23 protein-coding genes are annotated in these 24,369 nt (G+C 32.9%); 7 read left to right on the top strand and 16 right to left on the bottom strand.

Annotation, left to right across the window (positions count from 1 at the left end; genetic code table 11):
* Positions 1-8: 8 nt before the first annotated feature.
* Entirely contained in the window at positions 9-1,043 is a 1,035-nt protein-coding gene (locus BUC29_RS14295) for a quinone-dependent dihydroorotate dehydrogenase (protein ID WP_073416855.1), read from the top strand.
* Here BUC29_RS14295 and BUC29_RS14290 read toward each other — a convergent pair.
* Together BUC29_RS14290 and BUC29_RS14285 are read right to left on the bottom strand one after the other, a co-directional pair.
* Positions 1,029-1,745 carry a DUF3307 domain-containing protein gene (locus BUC29_RS14290; RefSeq protein ID WP_073416854.1) on the bottom strand — a complete coding sequence of 239 codons (717 nt, stop codon included), beginning with the start codon at positions 1,743-1,745 and terminating at the stop codon, positions 1,029-1,031. The genes BUC29_RS14295 and BUC29_RS14290 overlap by 15 nt on opposite strands.
* A complete protein-coding gene (locus BUC29_RS14285; protein ID WP_073416853.1) occupies positions 1,742-2,353 on the bottom strand; it encodes a SatD family protein in 612 nt (203 codons plus the stop codon). The genes BUC29_RS14290 and BUC29_RS14285 overlap by 4 nt, the downstream gene beginning before the upstream one ends.
* A gap of 329 nt (positions 2,354-2,682) precedes the next feature.
* On the opposite strand from BUC29_RS14285, the gene BUC29_RS14280 reads away from it, so the two are divergent.
* From BUC29_RS14280 to guaB, 4 genes are all read left to right on the top strand, one after another.
* Positions 2,683-3,549: a hydroxymethylglutaryl-CoA lyase gene (locus tag BUC29_RS14280; RefSeq protein ID WP_084538657.1), complete on the top strand. Its 867-nt coding sequence runs from the start codon at positions 2,683-2,685 to the stop codon at positions 3,547-3,549.
* Positions 3,550-3,617: 68 nt separating this feature from the next.
* Entirely contained in the window at positions 3,618-4,166 is a 549-nt protein-coding gene (locus BUC29_RS14275; RefSeq protein ID WP_244160831.1) for a hypothetical protein, read from the top strand.
* Positions 4,163-5,560, top strand: a complete 1,398-nt coding sequence (locus tag BUC29_RS14270; RefSeq protein WP_073416851.1) for a DUF5723 family protein — start codon at positions 4,163-4,165, stop codon at positions 5,558-5,560. The genes BUC29_RS14275 and BUC29_RS14270 overlap by 4 nt, the downstream gene beginning before the upstream one ends.
* Before the next feature lie 197 nt (positions 5,561-5,757).
* On the top strand, positions 5,758-7,230 hold the full coding sequence (gene guaB / locus BUC29_RS14265; RefSeq protein WP_073416850.1) for an IMP dehydrogenase: 1,473 nt from the start codon (positions 5,758-5,760) through the stop codon (positions 7,228-7,230).
* Positions 7,231-7,291: 61 nt separating this feature from the next.
* Here guaB and BUC29_RS14260 read toward each other — a convergent pair whose 3' ends face one another.
* The 14 genes from BUC29_RS14260 to BUC29_RS14190 form a co-directional block, all read right to left on the bottom strand.
* Positions 7,292-8,185 (bottom strand): L,D-transpeptidase, encoded by an 894-nt coding sequence (locus tag BUC29_RS14260; RefSeq protein ID WP_073416849.1) that lies wholly within the window; start codon positions 8,183-8,185, stop codon positions 7,292-7,294.
* A 170-nt stretch (positions 8,186-8,355) separates the two neighbouring features.
* Positions 8,356-8,598 carry a hexameric tyrosine-coordinated heme protein gene (locus BUC29_RS14255; RefSeq protein ID WP_073416848.1) on the bottom strand — a complete coding sequence of 81 codons (243 nt, stop codon included), beginning with the start codon at positions 8,596-8,598 and terminating at the stop codon, positions 8,356-8,358.
* 189 nt (positions 8,599-8,787) lie between these two features.
* Entirely contained in the window at positions 8,788-10,275 is a 1,488-nt protein-coding gene (locus BUC29_RS14250) for a S41 family peptidase (RefSeq protein WP_073416847.1), read from the bottom strand.
* Between the two features lie 35 nt (positions 10,276-10,310).
* A complete protein-coding gene (locus BUC29_RS14245) occupies positions 10,311-10,892 on the bottom strand; it encodes an NUDIX domain-containing protein (protein ID WP_073416846.1) in 582 nt (193 codons plus the stop codon).
* A 53-nt stretch (positions 10,893-10,945) separates the two neighbouring features.
* Complete coding sequence (locus BUC29_RS14240; RefSeq protein WP_073416845.1) at positions 10,946-12,217, bottom strand: adenylosuccinate synthase; 1,272 nt, start codon at positions 12,215-12,217, stop codon at positions 10,946-10,948.
* Between the two features lie 96 nt (positions 12,218-12,313).
* Positions 12,314-12,772 carry a Fur family transcriptional regulator gene (locus BUC29_RS14235; protein ID WP_073416844.1) on the bottom strand — a complete coding sequence of 153 codons (459 nt, stop codon included), beginning with the start codon at positions 12,770-12,772 and terminating at the stop codon, positions 12,314-12,316.
* Between the two features lie 88 nt (positions 12,773-12,860).
* Positions 12,861-15,083: a RelA/SpoT family protein gene (locus BUC29_RS14230; RefSeq protein WP_073416843.1), complete on the bottom strand. Its 2,223-nt coding sequence runs from the start codon at positions 15,081-15,083 to the stop codon at positions 12,861-12,863.
* Between the two features lie 263 nt (positions 15,084-15,346).
* Positions 15,347-16,135, bottom strand: a complete 789-nt coding sequence (locus tag BUC29_RS14220; protein WP_073416841.1) for a TrmH family RNA methyltransferase — start codon at positions 16,133-16,135, stop codon at positions 15,347-15,349.
* A 166-nt stretch (positions 16,136-16,301) separates the two neighbouring features.
* Positions 16,302-17,387: an alkaline phosphatase family protein gene (locus BUC29_RS14215; RefSeq protein ID WP_073416840.1), complete on the bottom strand. Its 1,086-nt coding sequence runs from the start codon at positions 17,385-17,387 to the stop codon at positions 16,302-16,304.
* Positions 17,388-17,491: 104 nt separating this feature from the next.
* On the bottom strand, positions 17,492-18,823 hold the full coding sequence (locus tag BUC29_RS14210) for a DUF58 domain-containing protein (protein ID WP_073416839.1): 1,332 nt from the start codon (positions 18,821-18,823) through the stop codon (positions 17,492-17,494).
* Positions 18,824-18,924: 101 nt separating this feature from the next.
* Positions 18,925-19,938 carry an AAA family ATPase gene (locus BUC29_RS14205; protein WP_073416838.1) on the bottom strand — a complete coding sequence of 338 codons (1,014 nt, stop codon included), beginning with the start codon at positions 19,936-19,938 and terminating at the stop codon, positions 18,925-18,927.
* A gap of 35 nt (positions 19,939-19,973) precedes the next feature.
* Positions 19,974-21,179, bottom strand: a complete 1,206-nt coding sequence (locus tag BUC29_RS14200; RefSeq protein WP_073416837.1) for a DUF4350 domain-containing protein — start codon at positions 21,177-21,179, stop codon at positions 19,974-19,976.
* On the bottom strand, positions 21,179-21,946 hold the full coding sequence (locus BUC29_RS14195; protein WP_073416836.1) for a DUF4129 domain-containing protein: 768 nt from the start codon (positions 21,944-21,946) through the stop codon (positions 21,179-21,181). Before BUC29_RS14195 ends, BUC29_RS14200 begins: the two co-directional genes overlap by 1 nt.
* 11 nt (positions 21,947-21,957) lie before the next feature.
* Positions 21,958-22,938: a stage II sporulation protein M gene (locus BUC29_RS14190; RefSeq protein ID WP_073416835.1), complete on the bottom strand. Its 981-nt coding sequence runs from the start codon at positions 22,936-22,938 to the stop codon at positions 21,958-21,960.
* A gap of 20 nt (positions 22,939-22,958) precedes the next feature.
* Between BUC29_RS14190 and BUC29_RS14185 the strand changes: the two genes are divergently transcribed.
* Both BUC29_RS14185 and BUC29_RS14180 read left to right on the top strand, forming a co-directional pair.
* A complete protein-coding gene (locus tag BUC29_RS14185) occupies positions 22,959-23,702 on the top strand; it encodes an RDD family protein (RefSeq protein WP_073416834.1) in 744 nt (247 codons plus the stop codon).
* A gap of 64 nt (positions 23,703-23,766) precedes the next feature.
* Positions 23,767-24,369 (top strand): trimeric intracellular cation channel family protein, encoded by a 603-nt coding sequence (locus BUC29_RS14180; RefSeq protein WP_073416833.1) that lies wholly within the window; start codon positions 23,767-23,769, stop codon positions 24,367-24,369.

Here is a 24,369-nt window from a genome sequence, read left to right as displayed (position 1 = left end):
CAATTCTTATGTATAAATTGATAATTCGTCCGATACTTTTTTGGTTTGATCCAGAAGAAGTGCATTATTTTACTTTTTCATTTGTAAAATTCATTTCAAAAATTCCGGGAGTTTCATCAATTATAAGATCAATTTTTGAAGTAAAAGATACTCGATTAGAAAGAGAAGTTTTCGGAATTAAATTCAAAAATCCGGTTGGACTTGCAGCAGGATTTGATAAAGATGCGAAGTTGTACAAAGAACTTTCTGATTTTGGTTTTGGTTTTATCGAAATTGGAACCGTAACCCCGGTTGGTCAGGAAGGAAATCCTAAAAAACGTTTATTCCGTTTAAAAGAAGATCAGGCAATTATTAACCGAATGGGATTTAATAATGGTGGCGTTCTCGAAGCTGTTGAACGTTTAAAGAAAAATTCAGGAGTTTTAATTGGCGGAAACATCGGTAAAAATAAAGTAACCGACAATGAAGATGCGGTTAAAGATTATATCATTTGTTTTGATGCACTTTTCGATCACGTAGATTATTTTGTAGTAAATGTAAGTTCACCAAATACACCAAACTTAAGAGCTCTTCAAGACAAAGAACCTTTAACGGCTTTATTGCAGACTTTGCAAGACAGAAATATCGAAAAGCAGAAAACAAGTACTCAAAAAATAAAACCAATTCTTTTAAAAATAGCTCCCGATCTAACAGATGAGCAATTATTAGATATTATTGATATTGTAAAAACAACTCAGATTGCGGGTGTAATTGCAACAAATACTACGATTTCAAGAGACGGATTACAATCTGCAAACCAATCTGAAATGGGAGGATTATCCGGAAAACCATTAACAAAGCGTTCTACAGAAGTTATTCGTTTTCTTTCGGAAAAAAGCAATAAAGCATTCCCAATTATTGGAGTAGGAGGAATTCATTCTGCTGATGATGCCATCGAAAAATTAAACGCTGGAGCAAGTTTAGTACAGTTGTACACTGGATTTATTTACGAAGGTCCGGCTTTGATAAAAGCTATCAATAAAAAAGTTTTAAGGCAGTTGTAAAAGAAGTGCCTGAACAAGTATTCCGGCGAGAATTGCAATTCCAAAACTGATTAATGTTCCAATTAAAACATATTCGGTTAGTTTTCGGTCTTTAGCTTCTTTTAAATCACCAAATCTAAAAATAGATTTAGCAGCCAATAAAAAACCAATCGCTTCAAAATGTCCGGTTAAGATAAATCCGAAAACAAATAAGCGTTCTAAAATACCAATATAATTTCCGGCAGCTATCAGCGAGTTATCCTGATGGCTGTTTTCATTTTCGGGCGCCCAGATCGAAATAATAGTTTTGATGAAAATAGAAGCAGGTTTTGTGAGCAGTAAAATTCCGGTTATTAAAATCCAGAATTCATTATCCTGCCAAAAATAGATTACAGTTTTGTTTTGGTATAAAAGAACAATGCCAATTAAAACCAAAATATGTGTAATTTGGTCCACAACAAACCAAGTACGTTTTGTTTTGTCTTTCTGAAAATTAAGTTTAATTAAATCAATGATTCCGTGTAGAATTGCAATTAAAACCGCATAAGGAATAAAACTGATTTCGCCAGCCAAAATTGCTGCTAAAACTCCGTGAAGCAAAACATGAAAATACAAGTAAATGCTTTTGTGTTTTTTTATTTCTTTATCGGCAACCCACGAATTTGGCTGCCAGATAAAATCGCCTAATAAATGCGCTAAAAACAGTTTTATAAATAAAATCATGGGGCAAGTTGTTTTATATGTGTTCTAAAATAACGATCTAAATTCATAACCAAATCAAACTGGGCACGTTTTTGTCTTCGGCTTACGGCTGCTTGATTAATACCTAATTTTTGTCCTAATTCTTCCTGTGAAAGTGTAGGATTTTCTATGGCTTTTGCAACAAATTCTGCCGACTGTACAAGCCAGGTATCCATAAAAGTTAGAGCCAGCTGAATCATCAAATTTAGTTTTTCATCAAAATCAGAATCTCCCGTTCGCAATGCTAAAGTCACTTTTTGCTTTTTTAAAGTTTCAAACAGTTCTCCGGAATTAATAAAAGCAGTTCCGTTGCTTTCGGATATTTTGTTGGAATTGTGTGTTTTATCTCCAAAACCAATACTCATTCTGGCATCTGATTTTATAGCTCTTAAACGCGCTTTTATTAAAACAGCTGTTATAAAAGCATTTTCAGGATTCTTAACTTCAATTTGAAATTCGTCTCCTCGATAAACTTCCCATTCATTTGGAGTTTCGCCAAGCGGAGCAAGGATTTTTTTTAAATCTTCGACCCAATGCTGCGATTCCTGTTGTCTTGAACCAATTATGTCTCCTGTAATTACACTAGTCATAACTTCAAATATAATTAAAATATTATACAATTTCTATTACAAATATAAGTAATATTTTTTATTATTACATTTTTTGGTAATATTTAAAAATATTACGTTTTTATGTAATATTTTGTTCTATTACGATATTAAGTAATAATTACAGTGGAGTATTGTAGAGACGCATTGCAGTACATCTACCAAAGAGAATTCATACTATTGGAAACACAATGCGTTAGATGCACTGCAGTACATTTCTACAAATTATACGTATTTAAAAAACAGAAAGGCGACTTAATTTTTATTTCTTTAAAAAAGAAACTAACTTAGCTATTACAAAAGAATAAGCTTTGAATAAAGAGATCAAAATTATCGAATGCCCAAGAGATGCCATGCAGGGTATCAAAACTTTTATTCCAACCAAAAATAAAGTTACCTATATACAGGCTTTGCTTCGAGTTGGGTTTGATACAATCGATTTTGGGAGTTTTGTTTCTCCAAAGGCAATTCCGCAAATGCAGGATACGGCTGAGGTTTTGGCACAATTAGATTTATCTCAAACCAGTAGTAAATTACTTTCGATAATTGCTAATACACAGGGCGCAGCATTAGCTTCAGAACATGAAGCCATTCAATATTTAGGATTTCCTTTTTCAATATCTGAAAATTTTCAGATGCGTAATACACATAAAACTATTGCCGAATCGTTAATTACCCTTGAAGAAATTCTTGAAATTGCTGATAAAAAAAATAAAGAAGTCGTAACTTATCTTTCGATGGGATTTGGAAATCCATACGGAGATCCGTGGAATGTTGAAATTGTTGCCGAATGGACAGAAAAACTTGCCGGAATGGGCGTTAAAATTTTATCGCTTTCTGATACCGTTGGAACTTCTACGCCGGAAGTTATTACCTATTTGTTTTCGAATTTGATTCCGAAATATCCAGAAATTGAGTTTGGAGCACATCTGCATACAACTCCTAATACCTGGTTTGAAAAAATTGACGCAGCTTCAAAAGCCGGATGCGTACGTTTTGATGGAGCAATTCAGGGATTTGGAGGCTGCCCAATGGCAACGGATAAATTGACGGGAAATATGCCGACAGAAAAACTGATTTCTTATTTTACAGCAAATAAAAAAATAACGGGACTTAATTCTTTAAGTTTTGAAAGTGCTTATAATGAAGCTTCTAAATTATTTGGGAAGTTTCATTGAAAATAACTGTAAAATAAGTAATATCTTACATAAAAAAGCGTTTTATTTGTAATAATAAAATTAAGATGATGAGAAGCCTCATATATAAAATCTCTATATTACTTTTTTCTTCAGTATTATTTCTCTCTTGTTCGAGTGATTTAGATTTTGATCAAATTAATGATTTTAAAATTGAACCTGTTTTTGTTGCAAATCTAGCTTACTTTAATGTTTCTGCAGATCAAATTGAAGATAATGGAGCAGGGCAGCAGATACCTCCTGATGTTGAAGAATTTGATGTTTTTAAAAAGAAATTCTTCACAGATCATCTGGTTAAAGCCGAACTTAATTTTGAAATTGAAAATACGGTAAACCGAGCTTTCGAAATTGAACTGATATTGATTGATGTAAATAATCAGCCATTAGAAACCATTAGTTTAAATGTACCAAAATATACAGGAGGCTCAAATATTATAAAATATCCTGCTGAGGTTTTTGAAGGAGAACGCTTAAATTTATTAAAAAGAACCATGAAAATTGGTTTTGTTGTAAGAACCGTAACAGGCTCAGGATCCGATGCGCTTACAGGAAATTTAAAGTTTAAATCGGGTGCAACAGCTTATATGAGAATAGAATGAAAAAAGCAATTTTAATTTTGATGTTGACTTTGCAGCTTTCTTCTTTTGCTCAAAATAAACAAATACTGTACAACTTTACGTCAATTCCGCAGTCATCACTTGTAAATCCAGGTGCAGACGTTTCGTATAAATATTATTTTGGAGTTCCGCTTTTGTCCGGAGTTTCTGTAAATATAGGTTCCAGCAGTTTTTCGGCTTATGATTTATTCGCCAATAACGGAGTTGATTTTAACGATAAAGTGCGAAACATTATCAACAAATCATCTTCAAATGACAAAACGCAGGTAAACCAGCAGCTTGAAATTTTTTCCGGTGGTTTTAGAGTTGGAGGAGAAGAAAATCAATCATACATTACCTTTGGAGCTTATCAGGAATTTGATTTTTTAATGTATTTTCCAAAAGATATTGCAATTCTGGCTGTAGACGGAAATCAAAATCATATAGGAAAATCATTCAATTTAGGAGATGTAAATCTTCGTGCCGAAGTGCTTTCAGTTTTTCATGTCGGATTTCACAAAAAGCTTAATAAAAAACTAGTTTTAGGCGGCCGCGCAAAAATTTATTCAAGCGGAGCTAACGCAACTTCGACTAAAAATTCAGGATATATTTATACAGGACAAGGAACAGGAACGAATTTATATACGCAAACAATTGAATCAAATCTGGAACTTAAAACTTCTGGAATTGGAAAATTTACAAAAGATGAATACGAAGGAAGTATTCCCAATGATATCGCCCATAATACTTTTTTAAACGGAAGTTTAGGTTTAGGCTTTGATGCAGGAATTACCTATTATATTAAAGATAATCTGCAATTTACAGCCAGTATACTCGATGTTGGATTTATAAAACATACCAAAGATATTGAAACTTTAACTTATAAAGGAAGTTATAAATACGACGGAGTAAATCCAAAATTTGATGCTGTAAACGAACCAAAAAATATTTTTGATGAGTTTGATGAAGCAATTCCGCGCGATACACTTTATGATAAATATACAACCTGGCGCCCTATAAAATTCAATTCGTCTATTCAATATTCATTTGGAGAATCGAGATATGACGGCGAATGTAATTGTAACGGTTCAGTTGAAAGAAGATATTTAAATGCAGTAGGTGGTCAGTTGTTTATGATGACAATGCCCGAAACCCCATATGTGGCTTTGACCGCTTTTTATAAAAGAAGTATTTTTGAAAAACTGGATGCGAAAGTTACATATACAATCGATCCTTATTCGTATACTAATATTGGTTTAGGAATTTCAGGAACACTCGGAAAATTTAATATTTATGCTTTGGTCGATAATGTTTTTGAGTACAGAGATATAACAAAAGCCAATAGTCTTGCTTTTCAGTTTGGTTTCAACTTCATTTTTCAGGATCCAAAAAAATAATTTTTTAAAGCTCAAATTTTAAATTTCAAATTGCAAAAAGACGACTCTTATATCGTTTTCGATAGGAATTTGGCACTTTATTATTCGCAATTTAATTCGTCAGAACTTTCTTGTAAAGTTAATTTTATGAATAAGTTAGTATTCAAGTTAGCAATTTATTCACTATATTTGCACGCAATTCAACTAGAAATTGCACCATGATAGCACACAACTCCAAGATTATCGGCGAAGGTTTAACTTACGACGATGTATTATTAGTACCTAACTACTCGAATGTGCTTCCTCGCGAAGTGAGTATCAAATCAAGATTTTCAAAAAACATAACTTTAAATGTTCCAATCGTATCTGCTGCTATGGATACAGTAACCGAAAGTGCAATGGCAATCGCTATGGCACAAGAAGGCGGAATTGGAGTTTTACATAAAAACATGACCATCGAGCAGCAAGCGGCGAAGGTTAGAAAAGTGAAGCGTGCAGAAGCCGGAATGATTATCGATCCGGTAACATTACCAGAAACTTCGACTATTGCAGACGCTAAAAACGCCATGAAAGAATTTGGAATTGGCGGTATTCCAATCGTTGACGAAAACAAAATTCTTAAAGGAATCGTTACCAATCGTGACTTACGTTTCGAAAAAAACGGTTCAAGACCAATCGCTGAAGTAATGACAAGTTCAAATCTTGTTACTGTTGCCGAAGGAACTTCACTAGAACAAGCAGAAGTAGTTTTACAAGGTCATAAAATCGAAAAATTACCAGTTGTAAATGCTAAAAATGAATTAGTTGGTTTAATTACGTTTAGAGATATTACAAAACTGACTCAAAAACCAATCGCAAACAAAGATTCATTCGGACGTTTGAGAGTTGCAGCTGCAATTGGTGTTACCGGAGATGCAGTTTTAAGAGCAGAAGCTTTGGTAAATGCAGGCGTAGACGCAATCATTATTGATACAGCACACGGACATACTGAGGGTGTAGTAAATACTTTAAAAGAAGTAAAATCAAAATTCCCTCAAATTGATGTAATTGTTGGAAACATCGCAACTCCGGAAGCTGCTAAATATTTAGTAGAAAATGGTGCAGATGGTGTAAAAGTAGGAATTGGACCTGGTTCGATCTGTACTACACGTATCGTTGCGGGTGTTGGTTTTCCTCAATTCTCAGCAGTTCTTGAAGTTGCAGCTGCAATTAAAGGAACAGGAGTTCCGGTTATTGCCGACGGAGGAATTCGTTATACAGGAGATATTCCTAAAGCAATCGCTGCTGGAGCAGATTGTGTAATGTTAGGGTCATTATTAGCAGGAACAAAAGAATCTCCGGGAGAAACAATCATTTTTGAAGGAAGAAAATTCAAATCATACCGCGGAATGGGATCTGTTGAAGCTATGCAGACAGGATCTAAAGATCGTTATTTTCAGGATGTTGAAGACGACGTTAAAAAATTAGTTCCGGAAGGAATTGTGGGTCGTGTTCCTTATAAAGGTGAATTAAACGAAAGTATGCTTCAGTTTATTGGAGGTCTTCGTGCCGGAATGGGATACTGCGGTTCAAAAGATATTCCAACTTTGCAGGAATCTGGACGTTTCGTTAGAATCACATCAAGTGGAATCACTGAAAGTCACCCACATAACGTAACTATTACAAAAGAGGCTCCAAATTATTCTAGATAATTTTTAGTTTTTCAAATATTAAAAAAGGCATAAGATTTATTTTCTTATGCCTTTTTAGTTTTTAAAGCGAACCAGAAGGCTCAGCTTCTCTTAATTTTTGATTATCTAAAATCTTCTGAATAAAAGGTTTCACTTCTTTTTCAATTTCAGATTCAGATATATTTAAAGCTTTTGGGTCTGATGCCAATTGAAGCCAGGGTTTTGGACCGTCAAAATTATAACTTCCAAAAACTACAACTGGGGTACCTTTTACTTTTACATTTTCTTTGTCTTTCAAAATCCATTCATCGGCAAATGTGTAAAGGAATTTAGCATCTTTTTCTAATAATCTCAAACAAGAATGCGAAGCAGGGTAACCCGGTAATTCATATTGATGAAAACCAACGCCAAGTTTATTTTCAATATTAAAATTCCATTTTAATTCCCATTCGTCATTAAAAGTACTGGTAGTTTTTTCTGCTTTCCAATTGGTAAAAAACAAACCGATTGGTGTAGGATCTTTTTTTCTTCCCATATTAGTTGGTCCGGTGCGAACCAGTTCACCGTTTTCATAAGCGGCAAAAGTCTGAGTTGGATAAGAAAATATAATAATTTTAGATATATCTTCTAAAGCAGAAACATGTAAAGGAAAAGGAAGATAATAAACCAAATCTCCACTAAAATCTGCTGGAATTACAACCGAATCCAGTTTTTTAAGATTCGCTTTATCTGTTCTGTTTATAGCATAAACAATATTCATTTTACTGCTGTCGGCTTCGTTAGTTTTCAGCCATTCTTTAGCATTTGTAAATTGATAAGAAACGGTTGATTCCGGTTTCTTATATTCTATTGTTTTTTTTGGTTTTTTATCTGCTGTATTGTCTGTAAGATTTATGGTGTCACTTTTTTTGCATGAAACCATTAAAACTAACATTACTATTAATAGTGCGTTTGCTGTATAATATAACTTTTTCATAAGGTCGTATTTTTATGAAAATAAAGTTATAAATATGATAGCTGAAAAGGGTTACATAATTTTTTGAATTGTTTGCTGGATTTTCATTTTATAATTTTAATAGAATTGTTTTTAAGATAACAGAAGTCGTGATCAATAAAGGCTTCTGCTATCTCAAAACAAATGCACTCTTATTTTTTCCAGTAGTTATTGGCAGCAGCAATAGTTGCAAATTCAGTTGCTACAGTTTGTCCTACGGCAATAAGCATTGCCGGATCTTCTGCATAAATTGGTCGCAGCCTTTCTCTTATTGCAGCATCAGGCTGAGTGATTTTTATAATTAAACGTGCCATTTTTACAGCAAGCTGACGACCTTCTTCGGGAGTATTGGTAATCAGCGAATCATTCGGAACTAATTGTATTTCATCAGACATAATTTTTGTTTTTTGGTTATTATTTATCCTCTAAAATTAATTAAAATTCTGATTTTATTCAAATTAGTATACTGATAATCAGTGTATTTTGTTTTTAAGAATAATAATTCTAAATTAGATTTTTATGATATGCAATAGTTTGGTTTTAATTTTTAAAATGAATTTTTCACCAAAATATTCATTTTATTTCTACTCAATTAATTTCAAAGTATATTCCATTTGTATGTCTCTATTTTGCATGAAATCTTCAAAAGTCTGTTTAACTTCATGATCCGGAATAATTCCTCTTCCAAAAATCTGATTGGTTTTTTTCGGAACATCTTGCTCAAGATTTACGATAGAAAACTGTGTCTTTATTTTTGTGTTTGGCAATTCGTATTCGATAGGAGTGTGGCCGTTATGTCCAAAATAACCGCCCATTGTTTCTTCTCCAATAACAATTGCATTTGTGTTTCCGGTAACTAAAGACGCAAAAAGAGATCCGGCAGAAGCTATTCGCGGACTTATTAATAAATAGACTTGTCCTTTAAAATTGTTTTTATCTGGCTGTAATAACTGATTAAATTTTTCATCCTGAATATATTTTCCTTTTTCCTGTTTTGGAAACTCTTCTTTCAATTCGTCTTCAAAATCTTTTTTCTCTTCCTGTTTTTTCTGCAGTTCAGTTTCTTCATAAACTAAATATTCAGCAAAAGGAATTTCCTGAAAATTGACATAAGCAAAAGCATTTTCACGATATGGTTTTTGTGCGAGATAAGAAAAAGTAACAATGTCGTTTGGATCGGTACCCCCGCCATTGTTTCTTACATCAACTATTAAGTTCTTTATTTCATTATTTTTAGAAAGATAGTCAAAACAGCTGTCGAGATATTTTTTGTATACAAGGTGTTCTTTGTCTTTTGCATTTCGTCCAATTACAAAAGTATGAACAGAAAGTAAAGCCGTATTTTTTGAAATAATTCTGAATGAATATTTATTTTTTGCTCTGCTGTATTGTAAGCTGTCTAGAGAAAGTGAATGTCTGTTTTTAAAATTCTGTTTTCTAATTTCATTAGAAACTGCTGCAATAGTTTTTTTTAGTTTTTTAGTTTTATTTGGAAGGAAATATTCTATCGTAAATTTATTTTGCGGTCCATATTCCATTTCAAAATATTTAGCAAAAGAACTTCCAATTCCAATTGATTTTCCGGTAATGTTATAACCGTCGGTTGTGTAATATTTCTCAAAGTCTTTTAATAGCTTGTAAGTTTCGATTTTGTTTATACTGAGAATTTGAGAACCCAGCGGAATTTCGCTATTCTGAAAATTAATAACTAATTTATTTTCAATAAGTTTTACAGGATAAGGAAAGAAAACATTTCCTGATGAATATTTTGTTTGAAAATCATCAGGCAGCGTTGTATCATTGTGCAGGCTTCCTTCAAAATCAGTAATTTTTAAAATGATTTTATAGAAATCAAGTAGAGTTTTGGGTTGTTTTATCTGCGAAAATGCCCAGGAATAAATACTGTCTATTTGTGGTTTGGTTCGGTATTTATAAATTCCCGAGTTCGCTTTTTCTCTAATTTCTTTAAAAACAAAAAGATCTTGTTGTAGTTTTTCAACCGATAATTTTTCATTTTGAGAAATTAAAAGCAACGGAAAAAACAAAAAAAATAATAGTATAGATTTGAGCATTTTTAAGTTTTTAGAACCTAAAAATACTCAAAAAACTATATCAAACCTTTAATTTTTGCATGCTGTAGTAACAAAATTGTTTTTGCATCGGTAATCTCGCCAGATTCAATCATGGCATAAGCCTGATCAAAAGTATATTCCAGAACTTCAATATTCTCCTGTTCAGCATCGAGTCCGCCGCCTTCGCTTACTTTCATGCTTTCGTCATATTCTCCAACAAAAAGGTATAAAATTTCAGTTACGGCACCCGGAGACATATACGTTTCTACCACTTTTTGCACTTTTTTTATGCGGTAACCAGTTTCTTCTTCGGTTTCGCGAATAATAGCAGTTTCAGGATTATCTTTGTCTAAAAGTCCGGCGCAGACTTCTATCATCATCCCGGATTTATTTCCGTTTAGGAAAGTCGGAAGACGAAACTGACGCGTTAAAATAACAGTCTTTTTAGCTGAATTATACAATAAGATTCCGGCGCCATTTCCACGGTCATAAACTTCACGAGTATGAACTTCAGTTATTCCGTTTTCTTTTTTATAATCAAAAGTAACTCTGTTCAGGATATACCAATTGTCTGATAGTAATTTAGTTTCTTTAATTTGAACTTCTGGATTTTTCATAAGGAAAAAATTTGCATAAAAAAACGCTCTGATTATCAGAGCGTTTAAGTGTATTATTTTGTTATTGTCTGCTTTCTGTCTGGCCCAACCGATACAATTTTGATTGGCACTTCGATTTCTTTCTCAATAAACTCAATATATTCTTTTAGCTCAATTGGCAATTCATCATAAGTTGTCAAGCCAGTTAAATCTTGTTTCCATCCTTTAAATTCTTTGTAAACCGGAGTAACATTTTCTGGTTCAATGTTGTATGGAAAGTGAGAAATATTTTGCCCTTTGTAGTTGTACTCAGTACAAACTTTTAAAGTTTCAAATCCAGAAAGAACATCACCTTTCATCATCATTAACTGCGTAACTCCATTTACCTGAACAGCATATTTTAAAGCTACAAGGTCTAACCATCCGCAACGTCTTTGTCTTCCTGTTACAGATCCAAATTCGTTTCCAACTCTTGCCATTGTAGCACCAACTTCGTCAAAAAGTTCAGTTGGGAAAGGTCCGCTTCCTACACGGGTAACATAAGCTTTAAAAATTCCGTAAACTTCTTTGATTTTGTTAGGCGCAATTCCTAAACCAGTACAAGCTCCGGCAGCAGTTGTGTTTGATGAAGTTACAAAAGGATAAGTTCCGAAATCAACATCTAATAATGATCCCTGAGCTCCTTCGCAAAGAATTGATTTTCCTGCTTTTTGAGCCTGGTGCATGTATTCTTCACTATCAATAAAATCTAATTTTTTTAATTCTTCGATAGCTTCGAAAAATTCTTTTTCAAGTTCTGCTAAATTATATTGAATGTTAACATCATAAAAAGCGATCATTGCTTCGTGTTTATCAGCCAAAGCTCTGTAACGATCTTTAAAATCTTCTAATTCAATATCACCCACACGTAAACCGTTTCTACCCGTTTTGTCCATATAAGTTGGTCCAATTCCTTTAAGAGTAGAACCAATTTTAGCTTTTCCTTTTGATGCTTCAGATGCAGCATCAAGTAAACGGTGAGTTGGTAAAATTAAGTGTGCTTTTCTAGAAATGATTAGTTTACTTTTAATGTCAAGGTTGAATTTTTCTAAACCTTCGATTTCTTTTTGGAAAACTACCGGATCAATCACAACTCCATTCCCGATAATATTTACTGAATTTTTATGGAAAATTCCAGAAGGAATAGTTCTAAGTACGTGCTTAATTCCGTCAAATTCTAATGTATGTCCTGCATTTGGTCCTCCCTGAAAACGTGCAATAATATCATAATTTGAGGTAAGAACGTCAACAATTTTTCCTTTACCTTCATCTCCCCATTGTAATCCTAGTAATAAATCTACGGTCATTCTGTTTTAATTTGCGTTAGGACAATCGAGGCTGCCCTACTGATTATGTAGTTAATTTTCTTTTTTTTTTAATTTTTTGAAAAAGTCTTTTTTAGACTATGAGTTCTGCTTTTTGTTTCCGTAGAAATAAAGCGAATGATTTGTAATTTCAATATCAAATATCTCTTCGATAGTTTTTTTGATGGTTTGAATTCTTGGATCGCAAAATTCAATTACTTCACCCGAATCAGTCATAATGATGTGATCGTGCTGTTTATCAAAATATGATTTTTCGTAGTAAGCCTGATTTTGTCCAAATTGATGTTTTCTAACCAAAGCGCAGTCTAACAATAACTCGATCGTGTTGTAAAGCGTAGCCCTGCTCACACGGTAGTTTTTGTTTTTCATTTTGATGTATAGGTTTTCTATATCAAAATGCTCCTCGCTATCGTAAATTTCCTGAAGTATAGCATAACGCTCAGGAGTTTTGCGATGCCCTTTTTGTTCAAGATACATTGTAAAAACATTTTTTACAATTTCTTGATTCTTAGTGTTGTCAGTTGAAATAAGTGTCATATCCGGCAAAGATAATTTTTTATTTTTAATGAATAAAAGTTTCGGGTTTAAAGTTTAGTTACAAAATTCTTATAGTTTCCCTAAAAAGTTAGGTTCTGTACTCTCTCGTAACCTTATCAACACCGTCAATTTTTTTAATGGCATTGATCATTTTCTTTAAAATAGTGTTGTTTTGAACAATAACGGCAATCTGTCCGTGAAAAATTCCCGCATCTGTACTCAATGAAATACTTTGAATATTAACGCTCATATTATTCGAAATTACACGGGTCAACTGATTGGTAAGTCCTAAAACGTCCATTCCGGTAATATTAATAATGGCTTTAAATTCTTCCTGAGAAGAATCAATCCATTTGGCGCTCATGATTCTGTATGCGTAATTTGACTGCATTCCAATAGCGTTTGGACAGTCTTTTTTATGAACTTTTATTCCTTCGTTGATAGTTACAAAACCAAACACATCATCGCCCGGAATTGGATTACAGCATTGCGAAAGTTTATAATCGAGCTTGTCATGTTCAGTACCAAAAACCAGCATGTCGTAATTACTACTAATGACTGGTTTGTGAATGTCCTCGGCAGCGGTTGTATCTTTGTTTCTTTTAATTTTATTTTTAAAGAAATTGATAAACGTATTTCCTTTTTGAGCTGCGTAATCCTTTAACTGCTGATTTTCAATCGCACCAATTCCAACTCTGTAAAATAAATCTAAACTGGTTTTTAGTTTGAAAAAGTTAACTAATTCGTTTGTAACTTGTTCGTTAAGTGTAATTTTTAAATGTTTAAGTTTTCGGGTAAGTAATTCTTTCCCTTCCTCGCCAATTTTTTTGGTGTTCTCGTTAAGAACATTTTTAATTTTATTTTTAGCTCTTGAAGTCGTTACATATTCCAGCCAGTTTACCGTAGGTTTTTGGTTTGCTGATGTAATGACTTCAACCTGGTCACCGCTTTTTAATTCGTGATTTAAAGGAACAAGACGCCCATTGACACGGGTTCCTCTGGTTTTAATTCCAATTTCAGAGTGAATACTGAAAGCAAAATCCAGTGATGTTGCACCTTTTGGAAGTGATTTGATTTCACCTTTTGGCGTAAACACAAAGATTTCTTTTGAATATAAATTCATTTTGAAATCTTCAACAAAATCTACGGCATTGGTTTCCGGGTTTTCCAGCGCTTCACGAAGAAGGTTCAGCCATGTATCAAGACCACTTTCTTCACTTGCTCCATTTTTATATTTGTAATGTGCTGCGTAACCTTTTTCTGCAATTTCATCCATACGTTCGCTTCGAACCTGAACTTCGACCCAACGTCCTTTTGGACCCATTACTGTTATGTGAAGTGCTTCATAACCAGTAGATTTTGGAGATGAAATCCAGTCACGCAAACGGCTGGGACTCGGTCTGTAATGATCGGTTACGATAGAATATATTTTCCAGGCGATGAATTTTTCATCATGCGGATCTGATTTATAAACAATTCTAAGCGCGAATTTATCATAGACTTCGTCGAAAGTTACGTTTTGTGCACGCATTTTACGACGAATTGAATAAATTGATTTTGGACGCCCTTTTATAATATAATCTATATTTTCAGCATCAAGGGATTTCTTTAAAACATCCGAAATGTCTTTTATGTAAGCATCCTGTTCTTCTTTTGTTTCTCTAATTTTGCTTACAATATCATCATAAACAGCTGGTTCAGTATATTTTAAACCTAAATCTTCAAGTTTAGTTTTGATATTATAAAGTCCCAAACGATGGGCTAGAGGAGCGTAGATATAAAGTGTTTCAGATGCGATTTTAGTCTGTTTGTATTCCGCCATCGAATCCATTGTCTGCATATTGTGAAGACGATCGGCAAGTTTTATCAAAATTACGCGTACATCATCGTTGAGGGTTAGAATCATTTTTCTGAAATTCTCTGCCTGCATCGATGCATTTAAATCTTTTTGAACTAATGAAATTTTAGTTAAACCTTCGACTAATTGAGCTACTTTTGGATTGAACAAACGCTCAATATCTTCTACCGTAATAGGAGTATCTTCGACAACATCGTGAAGTAAAGCCGCGGCGATAGAGGTCGCACCCAGACCAATTTCTGAGGCAACAATTTTTGCAACTGCAATAGGATGAAAGATATACGCCTCGCCAGATTTACGTCTTTGTTCTTTGTGAGCATCAACGGCAACATCAAAAGCTTTCCGAATTAATTTTTTATCGGCTGGAGTTAAAGTCTGGTAACTAATTCGTAATAATTCCTTGTATTCGTGCGCAATTGCTTTGTTTTCTTTTTCTATATCTATTTCTGTCATAACGGCATATTCAAGTACTAAAAATAAGAATAAGTTCGAACATACACAAGGTTTTACTATTGTAGATTTTAGATTTTAAATTGTAGATTTTTGAAGGTATAATTTTAGATTTTTTCCTTGTATAAAAAGGCTTCGACTTCGCTCAGCCTGACAAAAAAGATCATTGAAAATAAATTCCAATTTTTTAAATCCCAAATTCCAAAAAAGAGCGCAGCGATTTACAGAAAATCTAAAATCTGCACTCAAAAATCTGCACTCAAAAATCAAAACCCTCTCTGTCTTTTTGCTTCAAAAATTAAAATAGCTGCAGCGACCGAAACATTCATACTGTCAATTTCTCCCTGCATTGGGATAATGATGTTTTGTGTTGCTTCATCACGCCATTTCTGCGTTAATCCTGTAGCTTCTGTACCCACTACTAAAGCAGTTGGAGTTGTGAAATTTTGTGTATGATATGAAGTTGAATTTTGTAAAGTAGCGCTGTAGAAACTAATCTTTTTTTCTTTTAAAAAAGCAATAATTTCTTCAGATGTTCCGGTTGCGATTTGATTGGTAAATAAGCAGCCAACACTGGAACGCACAATATTCGGATTGTATAAATCGCTTTTTGGATCTGCAATTAAAACTGCATCGAGATTTGCAGCATCGGCAGTGCGTAAAACGGCACCAATGTTTCCTGGTTTTTCAAGAGATTCGGCCACTAAAATTAAGGGATTTTCAGATAATTTTAAATCAGATAATTTAAGAGATTTGGTTTTGGCTACAGCCAAAATGCCTTCTGTAGTGTCGCGATATGCGAGTTTTTGATAAACTTCTTTGTTAATTTCGATTAGCTGAACTGATGAAGAAACAAGGTTTTTTATCTGATTTTCAGTAACTAATTCCGGTAAAAATAAAACGGTTTCAATTTCGTAACCTCCTTTTACAGCTAAAGAGATTTCGCGTTGTCCTTCAATTAAAAATGTTCCGGTTTGTTTTCTTGCTTTTGCTTTTTCCTGCAGTAAAACAAGTGATTTTATAAACGGATTTTGAACTGAAGTTATTTGTTTCATTTTTTTTTAGCTACTAAGATTCTAAGGCGCTAAGGTACTGAGATTTTTTCTTCCTGCAAGGTTTTTAAAACCTTGTGGGTTTAGCTGTAAAATTTTTTCGCCACGAATTCTCGAATTTTAGATTGATTTCAAAATTAAATAATTCGTGAGTTCGTGGCAAAAAAAACTATTTCTCAAAAACTTCTTTTACTTCATTTTTAACAGGATGATCTGTTGTGAAATTGTAACCCATAATTTTTGCAATAGTCTGGGCAAATTGTTTTTGATAAATTTGAGAATCTGTTTTGATTTCGCCTTTTGAAGCTATTTCAGGTCCCATTACGGCAAACCAAATTTGCGACGCACCGGCAATATCAGCTCCGTGATCTGTCCATTGCGATTTTACTTTGTCGCCGCGGCCGTGATCTACAGTAATAAATAAAGTAGTTTTGTTTTTATATTGAGGATCATTTTGTACAAAATCCCAGATTTCTTTAATCCATTTATCAACCTGATTTACGGCGTCAAGATAGGATCTGTAATGGCCATGATGTGCCCATTCGTCGGTTTCTCCGTAAGAAATATATAATACTTTTGGTTTCTTGGTTTTAAGTTCGTCTAATGCTTCATAATGGGTAAAAACATCCAGACATTCATCTTCATAAAAAGGCTTAAATGAATTATTACGCATTTCATTTAGAAGCTTTTGAGTCATTGTAGGTTTGTTTCCGCCCACATTGTCAAAAGCAGAAATTACCGGAAAACCGCTTCTTTCTTCATTTAAAATTCTATCGAAAGCGTCCCATGCACCAAAGGCCGCAACTTTACCTTTTAGTTTTGGCTGCTTATTCAGAAATTCTAAAACATTTATGTTTGGATTAGGTTTATAACCATTAGAATTTATCTGAACATCAACATTTCCGGTCATGATTTCACTATATCCCGGATAACTAAACCAATATGGATTTGCAACATCTACTTTGTTTCCAAGATCTCGATTGCCATAAATTTGTCCTTTTGAAACAATTTCAGACCACAAAAAAGGCATGAGTTTTTTACGTGATGAACCAAAATCTTCGCCTGAATATTTTTTATAAATATATGTACTGTCTCCCTGATTGAATTTTTTATCGTTGGCAATTGCTGTGTCTAATCCTTTAAAAACTTCCTGCCATCTAAAACCATCTGTAGTAATGATAATGATGTTTTCTGTTTTTTGTGCAGAAGAAAATAAGCTGGTTAAAATGAATAAAATAAGAAGTAATTTTTTCATTTTTTAAAGATTTTGAAGTTATTTGATATTCAAAACTAATCAATAATTTAAATGAACTTATTTTCTATTTTTAAATATAACCATTACTTAACAAGCAATAAAAACTACAAAATCCCTCTCGCTTTAATCTCCAAATACTTATTAATAGCATCTAAAGTCAAATTCTCAGGCTGAGTTAAAACCGAATGGATTCCGTATTTTTTAAGTTCGTTTGCAATAAGACGTTTTTCAAACATGAATTTTTCGGCAATTACTTTATCGTAAACTTCCTGAATAGTGTCGGTTTTTTTATTGATGATTGCATTTAATTCTGTGTTTTGGAAAAAGACAACAACAAGTAAATGACTTTTAGCAATTCCTTTTAAATAAGGAAGCTGACGATTTAAACCGTCCATTGTTTCAAAATTGGTATACAGAATAATTAAACTTCTCTGATTGATATTTTTTTTGATGTCAACATATAATCGGCTGTAATCGCTTTCGAAAAAGTCTGTTTTGATGTTGTATAAAGTTTCAAGAATTTTTTGCATTTGTGAACCTCTTCTTTCTGCAAAAACTCTGTTTTCTACTTTTTTAGAAAAAGCAAAAATTCCGGCTTTATCTTGTTTTTTCAGAATTACATTTGCTAAAACCAAGGTCGAATTTATCGCATAATCTAATAGACTTAAACCGTCAAAAGGCATTTGCATTACACGGCCTTTATCGATTGCTAAATAAACAGACTGCGATTTTTCGTCCTGAAACTGATTTACCATCAACGCATTTTTTTTTGCTGTGGCTTTCCAGTTTAAAGTTCTAAGATCGTCGCCCTGAACATATTCTTTAATTTGTTCAAATTCCATGGTATGACCAATTCGGCGGATTTTCTTAATTCCGTATTGGTATAAATTGTTAGAAAAAGCCAGTAAATCGTATTTTCTTAATTGAATATACGACGGATAAGTCGGTACCATTTGATCTTTTGCAAAAGAAAATCTTCTCGAAATTAATCGTAATGGAGAAGAAACATACACATTTAAATAACCAAAATGGTATTCGCCGCGTTCTGTTGGGCGAAGTTCATATCCAAATTCTTTTTCTTCAGATGCTTTTAATTTTTTTACAAGTTTAAAATCGCGAATCTGAAATTGAAACGGAATTTCATCAATTATCTTTACCAAAATTGGAAAAGTATAATGGTTTTTTATTTGGATATTTATCGCATTTAAATCTCCGTTTGAAAGCTTTTCGGGTGCAATTCTTTCGGCTTCAATTCCTGTTCTGGCAAGGTATAAAAGTAAAATATCCAACCCTAAAAAAGTGAATAAAACCAATACAATAAACCAAACTGCATTGTACAAATTCGGAAAAATAAAAGCACAGATAAATAATGCTATAATGCCCAAAAGCACATAGAAGAAAAAGTTGTTGAGGTAAAGGCTTTTTATGAATTTCACTGTTTTTTATAGTTTCAGGTTTCAAGTTTCAAGTTTCAGGTTTCAGGTTTCAGGTTTCAGGTTAACTTATAACCCAAAAATCATAACTCATAACTTTTTTATTATCTAGGAATCTCTACAGTTTCGATAATTTGTTTAATAATTTCAGAACTTGTAATTCCTTCCATTTCTCGCTCTGGAGTTACAATAACACGGTGTTGTAAAACCGGAATTGCGGCTTCTTTAATATCTTCAGGCGTAACAAAATCGCGTCCGCGGATTGCTGCAAAGCCTTTTGCTGCATTCAAAATAGCAATCGAAGCACGAGGCGAAGCTCCTAAATACAAAAATGCGTTTTCGCGCGTGTTTACAACAATTCGGGCAATGTATTCTAATAAGTTTTGTTCAACTCTAATTTGTTTTACAAGAGCCTGATATTGATTTATTTCTGCAGAAGAAAGAAGTGTTTGAATGGCTTCTAATTTTCCATGATCCTGCAATAAATGTTCTCTCTGAATAATCAGGATTTCTTCGTTTAATTTTGGATAATCAATTGTGATTTTGAATAAAAAACGGTCTAATTGTGCTTCCGGCAAACGGTAAGTTCCTTCCTGCTCAATTGGATTTTGCGTTGCAATTACAAGAAAAGGGGTTTCTAATTTATATCCAGAACCATCAATCGTAATCTGGCGTTCTTCCATAACTTCAAAAAGTGCAGCCTGTGTTTTTGCTGGCGCACGGTTTATCTCATCAATTAAAATTAAATTAGAAAAGATTGGACCTTTTTTAAATTCAAATTCTGAACTTTTTAGGTTGAAAACAGATGTTCCTAAAATATCAGAAGGCATTAAATCTGGTGTAAACTGAATTCTGCTAAAGCCAATATTTAATGTTTTTGCCAGTAATTTTGCCGTAATAGTTTTGGCAACTCCGGGAACACCTTCCAGTAAAACGTGTCCGTTTGATAAAATGGCAACCAAAAGCTGATCGACCATTTTATGCTGCCCTACAATTACAGTTTCGATTTCTTTTTTAATCGCATTTACGTGATCTAAAAGCGGTGTCAAATTTATTCTGGTTTCAAAATTCACATTTTCGTTTGTGATTTCTGTTTCTGGTGTATTAATATCGTCCATGTTTGGTATATTTTATCTGATTGAGTTTTATTTTTTTAGTGTAAAATTTTTTCTATTGCATTATTAATTCGAATTAAATCCTCTTCGATACTATCGTGGTAACTGTTTCTGTGTTCATTAATTAAGAATATCAATTCCTGAATATCTTTTTCATTTTTTCCTGTTTTGTGATGCAGTTTGGTCACAAAAACATCATCCAGTTTTGTGGTATCGATTAAATATTCGGTTCTAATTTTCTCTAGGAAATAAATGATTTTTTTATCAATTATGTTGGTATGATCGCCTTCCTGATAATACAAATTTCCGATTGTTTTGGTAAAATCGACTGTTAAATTAGGTAATGGCTCTAAAATTGGAACTATTCGCTGCTTTCTTTTAGCATTAAAAATCATAAAAATAAGCATTCCGATGATAAATAAATACCATGCCCATTTTAATGCCGGCTGGCTCATGATATAGCGAAGCGGTGATCTCGAAACATTTTCATCTGTCTCCAATTTAGTATACCAAAAAATATCTCCTTTTGGAATATATGAAAGTACATTTTCGGCATATTCGTAACGGTCTTTTTTCAGCATATTATAATTCGTAAAAGCCACAGGATGTATGTGCAGAAAGAAATTTCCGTTTTTGTAAGGTACTTTTATAAAATTAACGTTTTTCTTCTTTTTTGGATTTCCGTGATATCCTAAAACTGTTGTGTTTAATGTATCAAATTTTGTAAAATAATCTACAATTTCACTTGTCGATTTATAGGCTTTTTTGCTCAGGTTTTTATTTGCCATCCAGACATAAGAGCTGTCCATTGGATGAAAATTTGATGTGTATGCTATTTTTAAGCTGTCTAATAAAGGCTGTGGAAAATTGACCATACTCAGGAAAGCATTATTTCCGTGTGAAACGAAGTACATAATTTCTTTCATCGACTGATCGTCAATATTATTCTGTGCAGAAACATTCACAAAAGTTCCTTTCACAGTGTAAGTTTCTACCAATGAATCTTCATCGTATTTTGAATCTAAGAACTCATAAGGTGTTACATTCGAGATTCTTTGAATTTTTTGTTTCTTAAAAATACCGCCAATTTCTTTATCAAAAACATATAACCCAAAAGGTATTTTGTCGTTGACAGAATAAGTTGGGCGCCAATCAATTGGTTTTGGTTTATTATAATCTGAAACTAGAATTAAGATAAAAATAAGAACCAGAACAGAAATGTATATTTTAATACTTTTACTCATTAACTAAAGGTTTTTATTGCATTCTTAAATCTGTTTTGTGCTTTGTTGAAAGTGATTTCATCAATTTCAAATTCACCATACCAAATGTAATTATACAGATATGATAAATAAGTAAATTCGTCTCTGTGTTTTGGATTTTGAAGTTCGTATAAATAATCAGAATTTGTTTTTTCGATATCCCATTCGATATAATTATTCTGAGCCATTATTTTTAACAGCCAAAGATAATAGTAACGAATCGCCGCTCGTTTTTCTCCGGCTTCAAGACTTTCTTTTATTACTTTTTCAAAATCCAGGAGATGGATGTTTTTTTCAATATCAGAATAATAGACTGTTCTTTTTTGTGAGTTTTTGCCAAAAATCCATTGTCCTTCTTTGTTAATTATTGCCTTAACAATTAAGTAAATCAATAAAATAATACCTAAAACGGCAATGATTCTAATTAAGATAGAAACAAAGTTTAAAGAAGCCTCGGTTGAACTCATTGAAAACAAACCTCTAAAAATACTTGCCAGCCAGTCTTTAAAACGTTCCCAAAGTCCTTTTTCAGGCGCTTTGTATTCGTAAACAAACTCAGAACCGGTATATTTCTTTTTGTAATTTTTTGAAAAAGTTTTTGCTTTAATTGTGTCCGAATCAATATGAATATCTTTTTCGGTATATTTTACAGAAGCTATTTTCGGAGGATCTTCTGTAATCAGAGAATCCTGCGCATTCGAAATTGTGCAGAAAAGGAAAAAAGATAAAATAAATAAAATTTTATTCATTACTGGTTTAATTAATTCTGTTTGGCTGGTAATTTATGTACTTTTTTGTAAACAATTGAAGGATAAACCAAGTAATAAAATGAAATTATTCCTAAAGTAAATAATATTATAAAACTGCTTAACCAAATTGGCATATCAATCGAATATCGGGTAATAAAACCCTCAAGAAATCCGGCACCGATTGTAAAAGGAAAAGTACTCAGGAATATTTTAAAACTGTTTTTAAAACCAATTTTAAAAGAATTCATTCTCGAAAATGTCTTTGGAAACAAAATAGAAGCACCCAGAATAAATCCTGCCGCCGATTCGATTACAATGCCAAAAATTTCCATTGCACCATGAATCCAGATACCGCGTACACTTTCCCAGAATACATTTTGTTCGTAAAAAAAATATTGGAAAGATCCCAGCATTAAAGAGTTTTGAAGAAATACATAAAAAGTTCCAACTCCCGCAAAAATCCCGTACATATAACATCTTGCGCCTACGTAAAGATTGTTCATCGTAATGCCAATAAAACTTCCCCAGTTTGATCCAGATTGGTAAACGGCTACCGGATTTCCTTTTTTAATGTTTTCCAAAGTCATATTTACATAATCGTCGCCCAAAATCAATCGCACAAAATTTTGATCATAACGTGCTGAAACTACACCCATTGCAACAGTGGCAAAAAAGAGTATAAAAGCATACATAAGATATCTTTTGTATTCAAACAGCAAAAGCGGAACTTCGATTTTAAAAAACTCAACAATTCTGTTTTTTTCCGTTCGTTTCGTTTTATAGATTTTTTGATAAATCTGCGAAGCCAAATGATTTAAATAGACAACTGTCTTACTTTTAGGGTAATAAGTTTGCGCATAAGAAAGGTCATTCATTAATTGAATGTACAAATTTGCTAATTCGTCAGGATTTTTCTTAGCTTTACCAAAAATAGCTAGCTCAAATTCCAGCCATTTTTCTTTATTTTGTTTTATAAATGCAATTTCTCTCATTGAGGGCTAAAATATAAAATATGTCAGAATTATCTATTAACACAACACAAAATGTTAAAATAAATTTTATTGCTGCTTCTGTGGGCGAGCGATTAGGAGCTTATTTGATAGATGCTGGTATTAAAATCGCGTATATTTTTCTCATTATTTGGGTGTTTTTTTCATGGCTGAACATAGAGAGATGGATGGATGGTTTAGATACATGGTCAAGAGGCGCAATTTTTTTAATATTATTTTTTCCGCTAATTATTTACTCGATAACTTTAGAAAGCATTTTTGAAGGACAGTCATTCGGAAAAAAAATAGTCAAAATAAAAGTGGTAAAAATTGATGGTTATCAGGCTGGTTTTGGTGATTATTTAATTCGATGGTTTTTTAGAATAATTGATTTCAGTATTTTCAACGGTCTTGTAGCTTTAATTTCGGTTTCGTCCAGCAAAAAATCACAGCGATTAGGCGATATGGCCGCCGGAACAGCCGTTATTACGTTAAAAAATAAAATCAACATTAGTCATACAATTCTTGAAGATATTGGCGAAGCTTATGTGCCAACTTATCCTTTGGTAATTAAATTATCAGATAATGATATGAGAATTATTAAAGAGACATATCAAAATGCTTTGGCAAAAAATGACCATGAAATTATTTATAAACTGGTTGCCAAAATCGAAAGCGTAATCGGAATTAAAAATCAATCCGGAAATAACAGTGATTTTATTAGAGTAATCTTAAAAGATTACAATTTTTACACACAACACATGTAAATTTTCTTAGAACTAAATTAAACCTTTGCAAATTAGAATCTTATTTGCTTAGAACCTTAAAAAAATGTTTCACTTATTAGATATTATCGGAACGATGGCATTTGCAATGTCAGGCGCATTAACAGCAATGCATAAAAGACTCGATCCGTTTGGAGTTTTTATCATTGCCTTTGTAACCGCTGTTGGCGGCGGAACGCTTCGCGACGTTTTAATTGGAAGAACTCCGGTTGGCTGGATGATGAATCTTCAATATGTTTATGTTATTATTTTAGGTTTTTTTCTGGCAATTATTTTCAGGAAAAAGTTTGATAAATTGAGAACTTCTCTCTTTTTGTTTGATACAATTGGTTTAGGCGTTTTTACTTTAATAGGTCTCGAAAAAGGAATTACAACGGGTTTACATCCCGTAATTTGTGTTGCATTAGGTACGATGACAGCTTGTTTTGGCGGAGTAATCAGAGACATTTTGTGTAACGAAATCCCAACTGTTTTTAGAAAAGAGATTTATGCTACAATCTGTATTTTTGGAGGAATTGTGTTCTTCGGACTTCGAAAATTAAATTTAGAAGATGATGTTTTGTATCTTGTAACCTCTGTAGTAATAATTTCTATTCGCTTATTGGCCGTAAAATACAAATGGTATCTGCGTGCTTTCGAGCATAAATAA

This window comes from Flavobacterium defluvii, assembly GCF_900129555.1.
Classification (GTDB): Bacteria; Bacteroidota; Bacteroidia; order Flavobacteriales; family Flavobacteriaceae; genus Flavobacterium; species Flavobacterium defluvii.
This window is presented reverse-complemented; position numbering and strand designations above follow the sequence as displayed.

Excerpts from the sequence above, each read along its gene's own strand:
- BUC29_RS14235 (WP_073416844.1), bottom strand. The coding sequence starts at position 12,772 with ATGACACTTATTTCAACTGACAACACTAAGAATCAAGAAATTGTAAAA.
- BUC29_RS14245 (WP_073416846.1), bottom strand. The coding sequence starts at position 10,892 with ATGAAAAATCCAGAAGTTCAAATTAAAGAAACTAAATTACTATCAGAC.
- BUC29_RS14285 (WP_073416853.1), bottom strand. The coding sequence starts at position 2,353 with ATGACTAGTGTAATTACAGGAGACATAATTGGTTCAAGACAACAGGAA.
- BUC29_RS14200 (WP_073416837.1), bottom strand. The coding sequence starts at position 21,179 with ATGAGTAAAAGTATTAAAATATACATTTCTGTTCTGGTTCTTATTTTT.
- BUC29_RS14290 (WP_073416854.1), bottom strand. The coding sequence starts at position 1,745 with ATGATTTTATTTATAAAACTGTTTTTAGCGCATTTATTAGGCGATTTT.
- BUC29_RS14240 (WP_073416845.1), bottom strand. The coding sequence starts at position 12,217 with ATGACCGTAGATTTATTACTAGGATTACAATGGGGAGATGAAGGTAAA.
- BUC29_RS14180 (WP_073416833.1), top strand. The coding sequence starts at position 23,767 with ATGTTTCACTTATTAGATATTATCGGAACGATGGCATTTGCAATGTCA.
- BUC29_RS14205 (WP_073416838.1), bottom strand. The coding sequence starts at position 19,938 with ATGGACGATATTAATACACCAGAAACAGAAATCACAAACGAAAATGTG.
- BUC29_RS14190 (WP_073416835.1), bottom strand. The coding sequence starts at position 22,938 with ATGAGAGAAATTGCATTTATAAAACAAAATAAAGAAAAATGGCTGGAA.
- BUC29_RS14215 (WP_073416840.1), bottom strand. The coding sequence starts at position 17,387 with ATGAAAAAATTACTTCTTATTTTATTCATTTTAACCAGCTTATTTTCT.
- BUC29_RS14255 (WP_073416848.1), bottom strand. The coding sequence starts at position 8,598 with ATGTCTGATGAAATACAATTAGTTCCGAATGATTCGCTGATTACCAAT.
- BUC29_RS14220 (WP_073416841.1), bottom strand. The coding sequence starts at position 16,135 with ATGAAACAAATAACTTCAGTTCAAAATCCGTTTATAAAATCACTTGTT.
- BUC29_RS14270 (WP_073416851.1), top strand. The coding sequence starts at position 4,163 with ATGAAAAAAGCAATTTTAATTTTGATGTTGACTTTGCAGCTTTCTTCT.
- guaB (WP_073416850.1), top strand. The coding sequence starts at position 5,758 with ATGATAGCACACAACTCCAAGATTATCGGCGAAGGTTTAACTTACGAC.
- BUC29_RS14260 (WP_073416849.1), bottom strand. The coding sequence starts at position 8,185 with ATGAAAAAGTTATATTATACAGCAAACGCACTATTAATAGTAATGTTA.
- BUC29_RS14185 (WP_073416834.1), top strand. The coding sequence starts at position 22,959 with ATGTCAGAATTATCTATTAACACAACACAAAATGTTAAAATAAATTTT.
- BUC29_RS14275 (WP_244160831.1), top strand. The coding sequence starts at position 3,618 with ATGAGAAGCCTCATATATAAAATCTCTATATTACTTTTTTCTTCAGTA.
- BUC29_RS14195 (WP_073416836.1), bottom strand. The coding sequence starts at position 21,946 with ATGAATAAAATTTTATTTATTTTATCTTTTTTCCTTTTCTGCACAATT.
- BUC29_RS14295 (WP_073416855.1), top strand. The coding sequence starts at position 9 with ATGTATAAATTGATAATTCGTCCGATACTTTTTTGGTTTGATCCAGAA.
- BUC29_RS14230 (WP_073416843.1), bottom strand. The coding sequence starts at position 15,083 with ATGACAGAAATAGATATAGAAAAAGAAAACAAAGCAATTGCGCACGAA.
- BUC29_RS14250 (WP_073416847.1), bottom strand. The coding sequence starts at position 10,275 with ATGCTCAAATCTATACTATTATTTTTTTTGTTTTTTCCGTTGCTTTTA.